The organism is Amylibacter sp. SFDW26, from assembly GCF_009184395.1.
GTDB lineage: Bacteria > Pseudomonadota > Alphaproteobacteria > Rhodobacterales > Rhodobacteraceae > Amylibacter.
In genome coordinates this window covers 218,011-232,132 of the sequence record NZ_WEIC01000003.1, presented here as the reverse complement: position 1 = coordinate 232,132, position 14,122 = coordinate 218,011, and the positions used below count along the sequence as shown (strand labels likewise).

The following is a 14,122-nucleotide window of genomic DNA, read 5'->3' as shown; positions in this document are numbered from 1 at the left end:
CACCCCAAATTCAAATGGAATCCCGATCATGACCGTCACACGTTTCGCACCCAGTCCAACAGGCTATCTTCACGTAGGCAATCTGCGCACAGCATTGTTCAACTACATGATCGCTCGCAAGCAAGGTGGCGAATTTATCCTGCGTTTGGATGACACGGATCCAGAGCGTTCAAAGCAAGAATATGCTGACGCAATTATGGAAGATTTGGAATGGCTTGGCCTGACATGGGACCGTGTTGAAAAACAATCAGACCGCATTGGCCGCTATGAAGATGCAGCACAAAAATTGCGTGATATGGGGCGTTTCTATGAGTGTTTTGAAACACCTGTAGAGCTTGATTTAAAACGTAAAAAGCAACTGAACATGGGCAAGCCACCTGTCTATGATCGCTCTGCTTTGAAGCTTTCAGAAGATGACAAAAACGCATTGCGTGCAGAACGCTCAGGCCATTGGCGGTTCAAGCTGGATTGGTCTGCGATTGAATGGACAGATGGTATTTTAGGTGATCGTTCTATTGATGGCTCCAACGTATCTGACCCTGTTTTAATCCGTGGTGATGGCCAGTTCCTATACACGTTGGCATCCGTTTGCGACGACATTGACTTTGGTATCACTAACGTTGTTCGTGGGTCGGATCACGTGACAAATACAGCAACACAAATCCAAATAATTCAAGCACTTGGTGGCACTGTGCCAGAGTTCGCACACCACTCATTGCTAACAGGTCCACAAGGCGAAGCTTTGTCAAAACGTCTTGGTACATTGGCATTACGCGATCTACGCGCTCAAGGTTTGGAACCAATGGCGATCCTATCGCATATGGCACGTATTGGGTCATCTCAACCTGTCGAGTTATGTGGGTCTTTGGATGAATTGATTGCTGGTTTTGATATCTCTACATTCGGTGCCGCTCCAACAAAATTCGATGTCGAGGATTTGAAACCTTTGACATCGCGTTATGTTGCAAGCCTTTCTGTTGAAGACGTTACAGATCAACTAACAGCAATGGATGTTCCTGCGGATGTCATGGCTGAGTTTTGGGATGTAACACGTGAAAATATTGCGACACGTCTTGAAGCTGCCAAATGGTGGGCTTTGTGTTCTGAAGGTGCTGATCCAATGATCGATGATGAAGACAAAGAGTTCGTTGAGACAGCAAAATCATTGCTTCCAGCACAACCATGGACAGGCGATACTTGGAAAACATGGACAGGTGCTGTGAAAGAAGCAACGGGTCGTAAAGGAAAAAGTCTCTTTATGCCATTGCGCAAAGCATTGACTGGTATGGAGCATGGCCCAGACATGTCAAAACTGATGCCATTGCTGCAACGTGTTAATTTTTAAGAGATAATTTGAACCTTTAAGTGTTCTAAATGTTCATCTACCAACCCAGTTTCGATGGGTGATAGCACTTGTGCACGTGGATATAATGGGGTTTTACGATCATTTAAAATGGGTCGATCCCACGCTGTTGTCGTATCAAAAAAACGGGCGACACCTTTATCGCCATAATGCGTATGAAACCCTTGGATGACGCAATCTATATAGCTTAGCAATATTGGTTTTGTTGGACCTGTCGCATCAATAAAATCAGGGTCTGCGACGTAAACTTGAAAATCTGCATTTGCTGGGTCTAATCGATTATATCCTGCTTCGCGTTCATCAAGCGCATCCCAACCGATACCTGCCACATCTGCTTTCATACCATCTATTGTGCAATCTGGATCGGGGCGGATACTTAGATAAGAAACATCACGACTGTTGGATGTGACCCATTCACGCCGCCAGCCTGTTACCGATGCTTGGCGTGGGTTCTCATAAATATGGGTCGCAAGATTAACCAGCGACCCATAGCCAAAAAACGAAGTTTTAGATGCAGTCATTTAGAATCTAATAGGCGGTGTACGAACACCTCTCGCCTTTTCTGCTTTAATCTTCGCAGCCGTTTGATTCACTGTATTGATGCGATCTTGCGATGGCGGATGGGTTGCTAAGAATGCACTAGACCCTCTTGTACGGTTAAAAGATCGTGCGCCAATCACAGGATTATATCCAGCACGATCAGCGATATATGCACCAATGCGATCCGCTTGTAATTCAAAGTTCTTTGAATAGCTGCGCGCACCAACGAAACCACCCAAATCAGTTCCCGTATTCACACTGGCGCCCAATGCACCAGCCAAAATACCACCGATCAAAGCACCAGCTGTTGCATTTTGTCTTTGCTTAATCAAATGCGTTGCCATTTGGTGGCCCGCTTCATGACCCATAATAAACGCAACCTCATGGTCGTTTTGGATCGAGCGAAGCATGTTGATGTTAAACGTAATAACAGGGCGACCATCCTTACCAATAGATTGGAAAGCATTTGGCGGTTGTTTTGGATTGTTCAACACTTTCAGTTGAAAATCACAGAATTTTTGCGGTGCTTTAGGATGCATTTCGCGACAAGAGCGTTCTGCAACAGGCTCTACACGACGCGACACACGTTTATAGGCAGCTAAACCAGAGGATGCGCTGCGTAATTTTGTAACCTGCGGTTTAGCCGGAGCCGTTGTTGGGGCAGGCTTTTTCTGCTGCGGTGGTGGAGCCGTTGTTTCAACACAACCGACTACGAAAGGAAACAAAGCAAGAGTTAAAATTTTAGAGTTCATATCTTCACCTAATAATACCTATTCACTAAAAGGTTATACCAAGTCATATAGGGTGTGAAGGCACCTATTTGTTTTTCAAAGGTGTGTGGGAGAAAGATTATGACAAAACCTAAGTTAATTGTAACACGCAAATGGCCTGCGTCTGTAGAAGCGCGCTTGCGCGAAACTTTTGATGTGACATTGAATGAAACGGATGTACCCTTTGATGCAGCTGCATTTGTATCGGCGTTCCAGAACTATGATGCCGTATTGCCAACAGTTTCAGATATGATACCTGCGGACGCTTACACAGCACCGAATGTGCGTACAAAGTTATTGGCGAACTTTGGTGTTGGGTATAACCACATTGATATAACAGCAGCGCATGCCGCTGGTATGACAGTTACAAACACACCGGGTGTTTTGACGGATTGTACAGCTGACATTGCAATGGGGTTGTTATTGTCATCCGCACGCCGCATTGGCGAAGGTGAACGTGAAGTGCGCTCTGACAATTGGACAGGCTGGCGTCCAACACACATGATTGGGGCAAAAGTTACAGGTGCTACATTGGGTATCATCGGCTTTGGCCGCATTGGTCAAGCGATGGCACACCGCGCGCACCACGGGTTTGGTATGAAAGTGGTGTTCCAAAACCGCTCGAAAGTGGCCGATGATATTGCCGCACAAACGAATGCAACCCAGCTGGATACAGTTGCCGAAGTCATGGCAGCCTCTGATTTTGTATCTCTGCATTGCCCAGGTGGTCAGGCAGAACCGATTGTGAATGCTGCAGCATTGGCAGCAATGAAACCAAGTGGACATTTGATCAATACCGCACGTGGTGATGTTGTTGACGAGACGGCTTTAACAGCAGCATTGAAAGAAGGGCGCATTGCGGGCGCTGGTCTGGATGTGTTCGAAAAAGAACCAAGCATTCCTGCCGATTTAAAAGCCCTAGATAACGTTGTTCTTGCCCCGCATTTGGGCAGTGCTACGCTGGAAACACGCGAAGCAATGGGTAACATGGCGACTGACAATGCGATCGCTTTCTTTGATGGGGATACACCGCCAAACTTGGTACAGGGGTAATATGACGACACTGGTTAAACTGACACGAGATTGCTTTGGCGCAGGCGTTATAGCAGCTGACCCTGCATTGGCATTGAAGAACGCATTGGCAGATTGCCCAGAAGCTTTGCAAGTTAAAGGTAAACTGCATGTTATCGCCGCTGGCAAAGCTGCGATGGCAATGATGGAACAGGCGTTAGAATTGTGTCAGCCCGACAGTGCGATGGCTGTGACGAACTATGAAAACTTGAGAGAGTTGGACAATTGCATTGTTCTGGGCTCAAGCCATCCAACCCCTGATATTCAAGGTGTGAAAGCGGCTCAAGCGATCATAGCTAAAATCTCTGCGGCCGAAGCGGACGACACTGTTCTTTTACTGCTAAGCGGTGGTGCATCGGCGTTACTACCAGCGCCTGTGCCTGAGATCAGCTTTGATAGCAAAATCAAAGTGAATGACATTTTGGTTGGCTCTGGTCTGCCGATTGGCAAGATGAATGTCGTACGTAAATCACTCTCGCAGTTAAAGGGTGGGGGCTTTGCGCGTTTGGCGGCTCCTGCAAATCTATATGCGTTTATCCTGTCCGATGTGCCTGATGATAATCTGGCAGACGTTGCCAGTGGCCCAACTGTTGCAGCACCTGATTGCATGTTTGAAGCAGTGGATATTTTAAACGGTGCAGGGCTTTGGGATAAATTGCCTGCGGATGTTCAAAACTACTTAAGCAGCCCTGAAAAACGCGCGGTTGCCCCTTCACATAATATACTAATCGCAGGAAACACTGTCAGTGTTGAAGCGATGGCCAAACCTGTACCGAGCGATTTTAACACTGTGTTTTCAGATGCTCCTATGACGGGCGATGTGAATGATGCAGCCCGCGAAATTGTGGATGCTATGTTGAATGCCCCCACTGATCAAAAGACTGTATTTTTGTGGGGTGGTGAAACCACTGTGCAATTGAATGGCAAAGGGATGGGCGGCCGTAATCAAGAACTTGCATTGCGCGTTGCGCATTTGATGAAAGGCCAAATGGCTGATCGCGATTGGGCATTTCTAAGTGGTGGTACAGATGGCATTGATGGTCCAACAGATGCAGCAGGCGCTGTTGTAAATGGTACAACACTTACACAGATTTCAGAAGCTGGATTCGATGTGGATGCAGAACTTGCACAGAATAATTCCTACCCTGTTTTAGAGCGGATTGATGCGCTTATTAAGATTGGCGCAACAGGAACAAATGTGGCTGACTTGCAAGTTGCAATCGTCGGTTAATGATCTTTTTCTAACCGTCTGGCGAGTATGTCCACCGCAAGGTGTAAACAAACAGTTACAAATGCCAAGACGAAGAGAGAGGCAAATAATAAGTCTGTTTTCACACGTCCATTTGCTAATAACATCAGATACCCTAGCCCCTTCGAGCCACCGACCCATTCACCAATTACAGCACCAATAGGGGCATAGACTGCAGCCAACCTCAAACCTGACCCAAGAGAAGGTAATGCGGCCTTAAAGCGAATATGCCATAATGTGTTTATGCTCTTCGCACCCATTGTTTTGGCAAGATCCATGTATCCAGTGGGTGTTTTCATTAACCCATCAAAAAAGGCTGATGTGATCGGGAAGTAGATGATCATTACCGCCATTATTATTTTGGGTGCAATGCCAAACCCAAACCATAAGACTAAGATAGGAGCCAACGCAAAGACGGGCATTGCTTGGAGAAATACTAAAATGGGTCGCAATATTGCGCGTGCTGTTGTGGATACCGCCAAGTTTAGCGCTGTTGCAACGCCTAAAATGGTTCCGATGATCATCCCTATAATAATCTCTGTTAAGGTAACAAGCGTATGTTCTGCAATTAAAGCACGGCTCGTCCACAAGGTTTCTAGAACAGTCCAAGGTGGTGGCAAAATAAAACGCTGTATGCCTGTCATGATAATGACCAATTGCCATACGCCTATTAGAAAAACAGTAGATAGTAGACCATGCTTCCAATTCATATAACTTGTCCCCTAAGAATACGGAACAAGACGCCTTGCGTTGTTAAAGTGTCAGCATCGTCTGTTGCGCGGATAGGGGACGTCGACGGCATTTTTATTGTCTGCAACCCATCTTGTTGCATGACATAAACAGAGTGCCCCAATCGTGCGGCCTCAGCTGGATCATGTGTGACTAGCAGAACAGTTTTGCTCTTTAACAGCTCCGCAGACAGTTCCTGCATCTCTGCACGTGTCTTTGCATCTAATGCGGAAAAAGGTTCGTCCAATAAAATTACGGGTCGGTCTTCCATCAATGTCCGTGCAAGTGCCACGCGTTGACGCTGACCACCCGATAGGGCTTTTGGTTTTTTACTTTTATGATCGCTTAGACCGACCCGATCTAACAACTTTGTGGCACGTTCAAAATCAGCTGATTGCCCACGTAACTTTGCCCCGATACATATGTTGTCCAAAACGGATAACCAAGGAAACAGCAGATCACTTTGCGCCATATAGGCCACGCGGTCATTAAGGGGTTTGTTATCACTAGTTGTAATACTACCATCGAAATCTACAGCAGTTTCCAAAGCAGCGATTTCGCGTAAAACGGTTGTTTTTCCAACCCCAGATGGCCCCAACAAACAGGTCCATTCATTAGGCGTTATATTAAGTGTGATCGGCATAAAGAGGGGCGCACCATCAATGGTCGCAGACCCTGAAAACTTTATACCAACACCACCTGTCACGCGCCGCGCAATCCCATATCCCAAAAGGATACTTCCAATTGTGTTGCGGTGGAAAAACGATTTATCAAAGCATCCCAGCGTGGGCTGCTTTGATAATCTTCACCTAAGCGCGACTTGAAAGCAGCATCGATCATATCACCAACCATAACGCAAAGCTCTTGGTACTCTGGATCGGCATAGGTGTTGATCCAATCTTGATAGATATCGGATGTACGTTCTTTTCCTAAACGCTCACCGATTTCACCATACCCCATGACACAAGGTGCCAAGGCCGCCATTAAGTCCAAGAAATCACCAGAATATCCAGACTCTAAGACATAACGCGTATAGGCAAGGTTTTCAGCTTCTTCCACAGCATTGAAAAGTTGGTCCTCACTGATGCCAAGCTCTGCACATGTTTTCACATGCAATTGCATCTCGTCATTGACCAATGCATTCACAGTGGCACCGCAAATTTTCATTTCTTCTAAGGTATCCGCTTTCACAACCGCCAATGCCCATGCACGGGAAAAATGCACAAGGAACACATAATCCTGTATCAGATAATGAATGAAAGCTGCCTTTGGTAACGTGCCATCACGTACCCCTTCGACAAACGCATGGCGCGTATAGGCGCGCCATGGCTCAGGTGCGGCGTCTCGCAAGTCTGCAAAGACGCTGCCATATGATGTATCTGCGCTCATTATTGGGCGTTAAGGTCGATTGCCAAATCAGAAACGGATTTTGCCTCTTTGATCAAACCGCTTTCCAACAAGAAGTTCTCAAAATGTGCATAACGACCGTGATCCAATGCTGTTGGGCGCAATGCAAAACGTGGCAACGTATCCACCCAAGCTTTTGCGTTCAATTCGTCTTGCAACTCTTTTGAAGACCCTGAAAAGATTTCCCAGCTGGTTTCAGGGTTGTTCACAATAAACTGTGTCGCTTTTTCAGTCGCTGCCAAGAAGCGTTTGATTTTATCTACATCCATCGTTGCTGGGTTGGCCACATAGATCAGCTCGTCATATGTTGGAACACCTTCTTCTTCGATGTAAAAACACTTGCCTTCAACGCCTTCGATTTCCATCTGGTTCAATTCGAAGTTACGGTATGCACCGATGACTGCATCAACTTGCTTCGACATCAAAGATGGCGACAAAGACCAATTCACGTTCACCAATTCAACATCATCAACTGTCAAACCGTGTGTTTTTAGAACAGCACCTAAAACTGCTTCTTCAACACCAGCAACAGAGAACCCAACTTTGCCGCCTTTAAGATCAGCAATGTTTTGAATTGGGCCATCTTTTAGAACCAACAAACAGTTTAATGGTGTTGCAACCAATGTACCAACACGTTTCAACGGCAAACCTTCAGCGACTTGTAAGTGCAGTGATGGCTGGTATGAAATTGCCAATTCAGCCTGACCAGCAGCAACCAGTTTAGGGGGATCAGCAGGGTCAGCAGGGGCTACGATTTCAACTTCCAGACCTTCATCAGCAAAATAGCCCTTTTCTTGTGCCACAATAATCGGGCCGTGGTCTGGATTGATGAACCAATCCAATAGAACTGTCATCTTATCAGCAGCCATTGCAGGTGCCGCCATAATCATCATTAGTAAAGTTGCAAAGATACGCATTTGCGCTGTCCCCTTTGTTAGTTATCTCCCATGGCGACCAAAACGATTTGGCCGTCCCATATGTCATTCAATCTGTTCGCAGCTGTCCAAGCCCGCAACCCACTTTTGCAACACATAACAGCGCGTTGTCCCTGTTGGGGCAATGGCTCGTTCTGTCCAAACTCTTGCGCATTTGCGCGCAAAGCGTTGGGTGTCACAGGTGTGGGTGCTTCGATATCACCTCGTAATTCCACAACATAATCCGTGTCGTTTATCTGTGAAGATGCAATAAAAGTATAGGGGATGTTTTCTGGCTCTGGTGCGGCATCAAATCGAAAGCTTGATGATCGGAATGTTGCAGCATCAAAACGCACCAATTGCCCAAGCGGGCTGGGCTTTAGATTAAGCAATACTGACAACGCCATTTGCGCTTGCATAGCCCCGATTGTTCCCACGACTGGGCCAAGCACGCCCGCGGTGGCGCAGCTTTGCGCACGGTCAGGCAAATCAGGGAAGAGGGCGCGTAAACTGGGGGCGCCGCCACAAAAACCGCCAACATATCCTGCAAGCCCAAGGGCAGATGCGCTGATCAAAGGGATGTTTTGTGCAAGGCATGTATCAGACAGAATATAAGAAGCTGCAAAGCTATCCGCGCAATCCAATGCAATGTCGATATCTTGGATAAGATCGTGAACATTCACAGGATCCAGAAATGTAACGACAGGCGTCACAACACATTCTGAATTGAGGTTATGTAATATCTCTTTGGCAGCTTCTGCTTTTGGTTTGCCAACCCAAGATTGCCCATAAAGCGTTTGGCGATGTAGATTGCTTTCATCCACAACATCGCCGTCTACCAATGTGATCCGCCCAATCCCAGCGCCAACCAAATATTGCAAAACAGGTACGCCCAGCCCACCCGCACCCACAACCAAAACATGGGCATCTGTCAGGGCTTTTTGCCCCGATGCGCCAACCTCTGGCAGGATTATTTGACGGGCATAACGGCTCATCGTGTGGCTTTCACCCATTCGGTCAAACGTGCTTCTGGATCAGTGTTTAATGTTATGTCTGTGACAACAGATACGATATCGGCACCCGCTGCAAAAACACCCGCAGCACGTTCCACAGACATGCCACCAATGCCAACAAGCGGTGTATCACCCACAAGCTTTTTCCATTCAGTGACACGGTCCAGACCTTGCTCCGTCCATTTCATCTTTTTCAAGATCGTTGGATACACAGGCCCAAGGGCGACGTATTCTGGGTTATAGGATAATGCGCGGTCTAATTCAGTTTCATCGTGTGTACTCAGACCAAACCGAATACCCGCTTTTTGGATGGCAGCCATATCCGCCGTATCCATATCCTCTTGACCAAGGTGGATGAAATCACACCCTTCATCCATTGCGATTTCCCAAAAGTCGTTCACGACCAACTCGCATCCATAGTCTGCACAAAGCTTTTTGGCGATCTTGATATCAGACCGCACAACATCCAAAGGCTGGTCTTTGATGCGCAATTGCATCAGTTTTACACCCAGTGGCAACATGCGTGGCAGCCACTCTGCGCGGTCAAAAATAGGGTAGAAACGGTCTAAACTCATTCCAAGAACGCCTTTCCAATAACAGGGGTAGAAGGGGCGGCCATATCGCGTGGCTCCATAGGATCAGCAACAGCCGCAAGTTGACCAGCTTCCACAGCCAATGCCATAGCACGCGCCATTTGCGCAGGATCACCCGCTTTCGCAACGGCTGTATTTAAAAGCACAGCATCATAGCCCAGCTCCATCGCTTGCGCGGCATGGGACGGCAGGCCGATACCTGCATCCACGACCAAAGGCACATCCTCAAAATGCGCGCGCAATGTCCGCAGGCCAAGGATATTGTTCAAACCTTGCCCTGATCCAATCGGCGCGCCCCAAGGCATAAGAACCTCGCACCCAGCGTTCAGCAGTTTATCCGCAACAACCAAATCCTCAGTCGTATAAGGGAACACCTGAAATCCATCTTCGGTCAGAATACGCGCGGCTTCCACCAATCCAAACACATCAGGTTGCAACGTGTCCGTATGCCCAATGACTTCAAGCTTGATCCACTTCGTATCAAACACTTCACGCGCCATATGCGCGGTTGTTACCGCCTCTTTCACAGTATGGCAGCCAGCGGTGTTGGGTAGGATCGCTACGCCCAAATCGCGGATCATAGACCAGAACTCTTGCCCCGCTTTATCCTGCCCGCTTTCGCGGCGCAGCGATACAGTTGCAACTGCCGCTTTGGATTGCGCAAACGCATCCGCCAAAATTGCAGGGGATGGATAAAGCGCAGTACCTAACATCAAAGGATTGTCTAAAGTGACACCGTAGAATTGGCGCATGGTTAACCCCCTTGCATCGGGGCCAGAACTTCCAATCTGTCCCCTTCGTTCAATACGTGACCAGCACGCAAACCTGCGGGCACGAAACCTTCGTTTACCGCTGTAGCAACCTTTGCATCGCCAAAGCCCAGCTCGATCAAAGCCTCCGCCAATGTCGCGGCCGTTACATTCTGGCTTTCGCCGTTTACATTAATCTTCATCCATCACCTCTGGGCGTTTGCCTTCGAATAAGTAGTCTGCGGTCATACGTGCCAAAGCAGGTGCCAACAGGAACCCATGGCGGTACAAACCGTTTGCATAAATTACATCACCGCGTTTGCGAATGCGGGGTAGATTGTCAGGAAACGCGGGGCGTGCATCCACACCAATTTCCAATATTTCAGCCTCACCAAACGCTGGATGCAGCGCATAAGCGGCTGACAGCAATTCCAGCATGGATCGCGCCGTAATACGGCTACGCTCGGTTGCTTCAATCATTGTGGCGCCCAACATGAAAACACCATCACCACGCGGTACGATGTAAAGCGGGATACGCGGATGCAACAATCGCACAGGGCGGGACAAGGTAATGTCAGGGCATTTCAAAACCAGCATTTCTCCTTTGACACCGCGCAAATCGGTCAATGCATCCTTGGCAGACAAACCACGACAATCGATTGTGGTCTGTTCGGGCGCAGAACTCGTTTGAACGTGAATACCTTTCGTGGCCAGCTTTTCAGACAACGCACTCAACGCCACTCTTGGCGTCAAATGCGCTTCGCTTCCAAAAAACAAACCAGCATTGAAACGTCCCTCTAAATCGGGTTCTTTTTCAGCAATGAAATCACCACTTACATGATCAAAATTACTGGTGCGCCGCGCAAAACGTTTCAACTCTGATTGATCGCGCCCCATTGCCAAAACAAGGGAACCGTTGCGTTCAACGCCCCCTGCATGTGTGTCCCACCAATCGATGGATTCTTGCCCCAAACGCACAACAGGTTCTTCGGCACTTTCGCCTTCGCAAAAGGGTGCCAGCATCCCACCTGCCCACCATGAACAGGCGTGTTCGCCAATGGCAGCCTCGCGGTCATACAGATGTACTGTTCCACCACGCGCAGCAATTTCTGTGGCCATACACAGCCCAGCCACTCCTGCACCTATGATGGATACATCAACCATTATTCAGTCCAAACTTGGTGAAAGTGATGCACGGGGCCATGGCCTGATCCGATATTCAAATCATCCGCTTTCAAGATCGCTTGTTGCAAGTATGTATGCGCTTCACGAACCGCTGCATTCAGCGGCAATCGTTTGGCTAAACCTGCTGTTATAGATGATGACAATGTACAGCCCGTACCATGCGTGTTTTTCGTATCAACACGTTTGGCCGTAAGCTCAACAGTATCGCCATCTGAAATAAGGAAGTCACTACAAACATCCCCGCTTGCATGACCACCTTTCATAAGAATGGCTTGCGGACCAAGGTTCAGCAAAGCTTGCCCTTGTGATTGCATATCTTCAGATGATGCAGCTTCATCTATGTCCAATAGCTTTGCGGCCTCTGGCAGGTTAGGTGTCAGCACAGTTGCCATTGGCAATAGTTCAGAAATCAACGCAGACACAGCTTCGTCTTTAAGCAATGCATCGCCTGATTTTGCCACCATCACAGGGTCCAGAACGATAGGGCCGTCAAAGCCTTTTAAACCTTTTGCAACAGTTGAAATAATCTCTGGCGAAGACAGCATGCCGATTTTGACCGCATTCACTGACAGATCGCTCAACACTGCGTCAATCTGTGCGGCAATCACATCGGTGGAAATCTCTTGAACAGCGGTAACCGCTTGTGTGTTTTGTGCTGTGATCGCTGTAATTACACTAGCGCCATATGCCCTCAAAGCTGAAAACGCTTTTAGGTCGGCTTGGATACCAGCACCGCCACCACTGTCTGATCCTGCAATTGTCAAAGCTATCGCTGTCATAGTCTACTCCGCATCATTACGATCCGAAGTGTCATGGTATAGGAAGCGGGGGACATAAGTCGTGACCGTTCCCTACGCCGGTTTGCCCCGGATCAGGTTCGATGGATTTATGCAATTGCAATTCTCAGCCCCTCAATTGGGGATCTCCAACGGTATGATGATCTTGTAAGATAATCTGTTCGGGGGTTCAAGCGGCAAGGTGCTGTTGCGAAAACCCGAAAGTTTATTCAGAAAATAGCTCTTTCAGCTTTAAACGTTGTATCTGCCCTGATGCGCCTTTGGGCAATTCTTTAACGAAATGGATGTTATCGGGACATTTGTATGGGCCTAATTTGCTTTTACAAAGCTCGATCAATTCAGCGCCAGAAACGGTGCTGCCAACTGGTGTAACCACTGCGGCATCGATACGCTGACCATGAGTTTCGCATTGGCTGGCAAAAACGGCTGCTTCGATGACTTCTTTATGGCTGTAAAGCACATCATCAATCTCACGTGGTGCAATGTTTTCACCACCTTTGATAATCAATTCCTTTAAGCGGCCTGTCACAAAAACATAGCCGTCTTCATCTTGATAGCCCATGTCACCAGTGCGGAACCATCCATCGTGAATTAAAACGGCTTTTGTGGCCTCTGGGTTGTCCAGATATTCTTTCAGGATATTCGGACCCCGCACAACAAGTTCGCCCGTCATTCCAGTTTTTACAGGTTCTTGTTTATGGTTGAAAATTGCTATCTCATTTCCACAAGCAATTCCTGATGACCCAAGTTTGCGTTGTTTGGGCGGTAAAGGGCTTGCAAGGATAGAAGCAGCAGCTTCTGTTAAGCCCATCGTTTCGATGATGGTAACGCCAAATTTTTCTTCAAAACTGGTTTGCACTTCTGGGGCAAGAGGGGCGCAAGCAGAGCGTCCAAACCGCATACGGTTTTTACACATCTCATTCGGAACGCGATCACTATGTAAAAGATGCGAAAGAATGGTTGGTACTGCGGAAAACCATGTGGCTTCGTAATCTTCGCAATGTTGCCAAAACTTACTGGCAGAGAATTTGATCGCCATCGCAACTTGGCCACCTGATATCAATGGGGCGATAAGTGTGACGCATAATCCGTTGATGTTGTAATAAGGTAAAACACAAAACGCGCGATCTTCGGATGTAAGATCATGTGCAATAGATGTGGCCCAGCCGCCTGCCAATAGGCTGGCATGGGTGTGAACAACACCTTTGGGTACACCCGTCGTACCTGATGTGTACATCAACAATGCATGATCGTCAGCGGTGATGTCATGCAAAGCAACGTCTTGTAATTTACCTGCACCAGGGAACATGATGTGCGTATCAACGGGGATCGTACAGGGGTGCGCGTCGACTTCTGATAAAGCGGCGCCAAATAGGCCTACCTGACTCTTTCCCAGAAAAATATATCTGCATTTACAATGATTTATGGAATGTCCCAACTGGGACGCTTCGACAGAAAGATCAAGCGGCGTTGCCCGAAATCCACCATAAAAGATCCCAAACAAGCATATGATTGCATTGCGCCCATTGGGCTTGCAGATGGCAACACTTTCGCCCTTATCGATGCCAAGTGCCGTCAAACGATATGCCACGTCACGCGCAGAATCTCGTAGCTCGCCCCAAGTGAGCGTGGTGCCCTTATCTGGAAAGAAATGGCTGACCTCGTCAGGGGTTATATCCGCACGGTGATTTATCCAATCACGTACAGTCCCTTTCGGAGGGGTTTGGCTATCAAATCTCATA

16 protein-coding genes and 1 riboswitch are annotated in these 14,122 nt (G+C 47.8%); of the genes, 3 read left to right on the top strand and 13 right to left on the bottom strand.

Annotation, left to right across the window (positions count from 1 at the left end; all coding sequences use genetic code 11):
* Positions 1-28: 28 nt before the first annotated feature.
* Positions 29-1,345 (top strand): glutamate--tRNA ligase, encoded by a 1,317-nt coding sequence (gene gltX / locus F9L33_RS10585; protein ID WP_152142756.1) that lies wholly within the window; start codon positions 29-31, stop codon positions 1,343-1,345.
* On the opposite strand, the gene F9L33_RS10580 is transcribed toward gltX, so the two are convergent.
* Entirely contained in the window at positions 1,342-1,884 is a 543-nt protein-coding gene (locus F9L33_RS10580) for a gamma-glutamylcyclotransferase family protein (RefSeq protein WP_152142755.1), read from the bottom strand. The two genes, gltX and F9L33_RS10580, sit on opposite strands and share 4 nt — an antisense overlap.
* Positions 1,885-2,655: a M48 family metalloprotease gene (locus tag F9L33_RS10575; protein ID WP_152142754.1), complete on the bottom strand. Its 771-nt coding sequence runs from the start codon at positions 2,653-2,655 to the stop codon at positions 1,885-1,887.
* Between the two features lie 99 nt (positions 2,656-2,754).
* Between F9L33_RS10575 and F9L33_RS10570 the strand changes: the two genes are divergently transcribed.
* Both F9L33_RS10570 and F9L33_RS10565 read left to right on the top strand, forming a co-directional pair.
* Positions 2,755-3,726 (top strand): D-glycerate dehydrogenase, encoded by a 972-nt coding sequence (locus F9L33_RS10570; protein ID WP_226804087.1) that lies wholly within the window; start codon positions 2,755-2,757, stop codon positions 3,724-3,726.
* 1 nt (position 3,727) lies between these two features.
* Positions 3,728-4,975, top strand: coding sequence for a glycerate kinase (locus F9L33_RS10565; protein ID WP_193222021.1), 1,248 nt, complete (start codon positions 3,728-3,730; stop codon positions 4,973-4,975).
* Here the strand turns inward: F9L33_RS10565 and F9L33_RS10560 are convergent.
* From F9L33_RS10560 to F9L33_RS10510, 11 genes are all read right to left on the bottom strand, one after another.
* Complete coding sequence (locus F9L33_RS10560) at positions 4,972-5,703, bottom strand: ABC transporter permease (RefSeq protein WP_152142752.1); 732 nt, start codon at positions 5,701-5,703, stop codon at positions 4,972-4,974. The two genes, F9L33_RS10565 and F9L33_RS10560, sit on opposite strands and share 4 nt — an antisense overlap.
* The gene (locus F9L33_RS10555) at positions 5,700-6,428 is read right to left on the bottom strand and encodes an ABC transporter ATP-binding protein (RefSeq protein ID WP_370452124.1); all 729 of its coding nucleotides are present in this window, start codon (positions 6,426-6,428) and stop codon (positions 5,700-5,702) included. Before F9L33_RS10555 ends, F9L33_RS10560 begins: the two co-directional genes overlap by 4 nt.
* Positions 6,425-7,111 (bottom strand): thiaminase II, encoded by a 687-nt coding sequence (gene tenA / locus F9L33_RS10550; RefSeq protein WP_152142751.1) that lies wholly within the window; start codon positions 7,109-7,111, stop codon positions 6,425-6,427. Before tenA ends, F9L33_RS10555 begins: the two co-directional genes overlap by 4 nt.
* A complete protein-coding gene (locus tag F9L33_RS10545) occupies positions 7,111-8,046 on the bottom strand; it encodes an ABC transporter substrate-binding protein (RefSeq protein ID WP_152142750.1) in 936 nt (311 codons plus the stop codon). The genes tenA and F9L33_RS10545 overlap by 1 nt, the downstream gene beginning before the upstream one ends.
* Before the next feature lie 17 nt (positions 8,047-8,063).
* Positions 8,064-9,038, bottom strand: a complete 975-nt coding sequence (locus F9L33_RS10540; RefSeq protein ID WP_193222020.1) for a HesA/MoeB/ThiF family protein — start codon at positions 9,036-9,038, stop codon at positions 8,064-8,066.
* Complete coding sequence (locus tag F9L33_RS10535) at positions 9,035-9,631, bottom strand: thiamine phosphate synthase (RefSeq protein WP_152142748.1); 597 nt, start codon at positions 9,629-9,631, stop codon at positions 9,035-9,037. Before F9L33_RS10535 ends, F9L33_RS10540 begins: the two co-directional genes overlap by 4 nt.
* Complete coding sequence (locus F9L33_RS10530; RefSeq protein ID WP_152142747.1) at positions 9,628-10,401, bottom strand: thiazole synthase; 774 nt, start codon at positions 10,399-10,401, stop codon at positions 9,628-9,630. Before F9L33_RS10530 ends, F9L33_RS10535 begins: the two co-directional genes overlap by 4 nt.
* A 2-nt stretch (positions 10,402-10,403) precedes the next feature.
* The gene (thiS, locus tag F9L33_RS10525) at positions 10,404-10,601 is read right to left on the bottom strand and encodes a sulfur carrier protein ThiS (protein ID WP_152142746.1); all 198 of its coding nucleotides are present in this window, start codon (positions 10,599-10,601) and stop codon (positions 10,404-10,406) included.
* Positions 10,591-11,562 (bottom strand): FAD-dependent oxidoreductase, encoded by a 972-nt coding sequence (locus F9L33_RS10520; protein WP_152142745.1) that lies wholly within the window; start codon positions 11,560-11,562, stop codon positions 10,591-10,593. Before F9L33_RS10520 ends, thiS begins: the two co-directional genes overlap by 11 nt.
* The gene (thiD, locus tag F9L33_RS10515; protein WP_152142744.1) at positions 11,562-12,362 is read right to left on the bottom strand and encodes a bifunctional hydroxymethylpyrimidine kinase/phosphomethylpyrimidine kinase; all 801 of its coding nucleotides are present in this window, start codon (positions 12,360-12,362) and stop codon (positions 11,562-11,564) included. The genes F9L33_RS10520 and thiD overlap by 1 nt, the downstream gene beginning before the upstream one ends.
* Before the next feature lie 52 nt (positions 12,363-12,414).
* A riboswitch (TPP riboswitch) is annotated at positions 12,415-12,521 on the bottom strand.
* A gap of 64 nt (positions 12,522-12,585) precedes the next feature.
* Positions 12,586-14,121 carry an AMP-binding protein gene (locus tag F9L33_RS10510; RefSeq protein WP_152142743.1) on the bottom strand — a complete coding sequence of 512 codons (1,536 nt, stop codon included), beginning with the start codon at positions 14,119-14,121 and terminating at the stop codon, positions 12,586-12,588.
* Between the last annotated feature and the right edge of the window lies 1 nt (position 14,122).

Excerpts from the sequence above, each read along its gene's own strand:
- gltX (WP_152142756.1), top strand. The coding sequence starts at position 29 with ATGACCGTCACACGTTTCGCACCCAGTCCAACAGGCTATCTTCACGTA.
- F9L33_RS10575 (WP_152142754.1), bottom strand. The coding sequence starts at position 2,655 with ATGAACTCTAAAATTTTAACTCTTGCTTTGTTTCCTTTCGTAGTCGGT.
- F9L33_RS10560 (WP_152142752.1), bottom strand. The coding sequence starts at position 5,703 with ATGAATTGGAAGCATGGTCTACTATCTACTGTTTTTCTAATAGGCGTA.
- F9L33_RS10545 (WP_152142750.1), bottom strand. The coding sequence starts at position 8,046 with ATGCGTATCTTTGCAACTTTACTAATGATGATTATGGCGGCACCTGCA.
- F9L33_RS10530 (WP_152142747.1), bottom strand. The coding sequence starts at position 10,401 with ATGCGCCAATTCTACGGTGTCACTTTAGACAATCCTTTGATGTTAGGT.
- tenA (WP_152142751.1), bottom strand. The coding sequence starts at position 7,111 with ATGAGCGCAGATACATCATATGGCAGCGTCTTTGCAGACTTGCGAGAC.
- F9L33_RS10510 (WP_152142743.1), bottom strand. The coding sequence starts at position 14,121 with ATGAGATTTGATAGCCAAACCCCTCCGAAAGGGACTGTACGTGATTGG.
- F9L33_RS10520 (WP_152142745.1), bottom strand. The coding sequence starts at position 11,562 with ATGGTTGATGTATCCATCATAGGTGCAGGAGTGGCTGGGCTGTGTATG.
- F9L33_RS10535 (WP_152142748.1), bottom strand. The coding sequence starts at position 9,631 with ATGAGTTTAGACCGTTTCTACCCTATTTTTGACCGCGCAGAGTGGCTG.
- thiS (WP_152142746.1), bottom strand. The coding sequence starts at position 10,601 with ATGAAGATTAATGTAAACGGCGAAAGCCAGAATGTAACGGCCGCGACA.
- F9L33_RS10570 (WP_226804087.1), top strand. The coding sequence starts at position 2,755 with ATGACAAAACCTAAGTTAATTGTAACACGCAAATGGCCTGCGTCTGTA.
- F9L33_RS10565 (WP_193222021.1), top strand. The coding sequence starts at position 3,728 with ATGACGACACTGGTTAAACTGACACGAGATTGCTTTGGCGCAGGCGTT.
- F9L33_RS10540 (WP_193222020.1), bottom strand. The coding sequence starts at position 9,038 with ATGAGCCGTTATGCCCGTCAAATAATCCTGCCAGAGGTTGGCGCATCG.
- F9L33_RS10580 (WP_152142755.1), bottom strand. The coding sequence starts at position 1,884 with ATGACTGCATCTAAAACTTCGTTTTTTGGCTATGGGTCGCTGGTTAAT.
- thiD (WP_152142744.1), bottom strand. The coding sequence starts at position 12,362 with ATGACAGCGATAGCTTTGACAATTGCAGGATCAGACAGTGGTGGCGGT.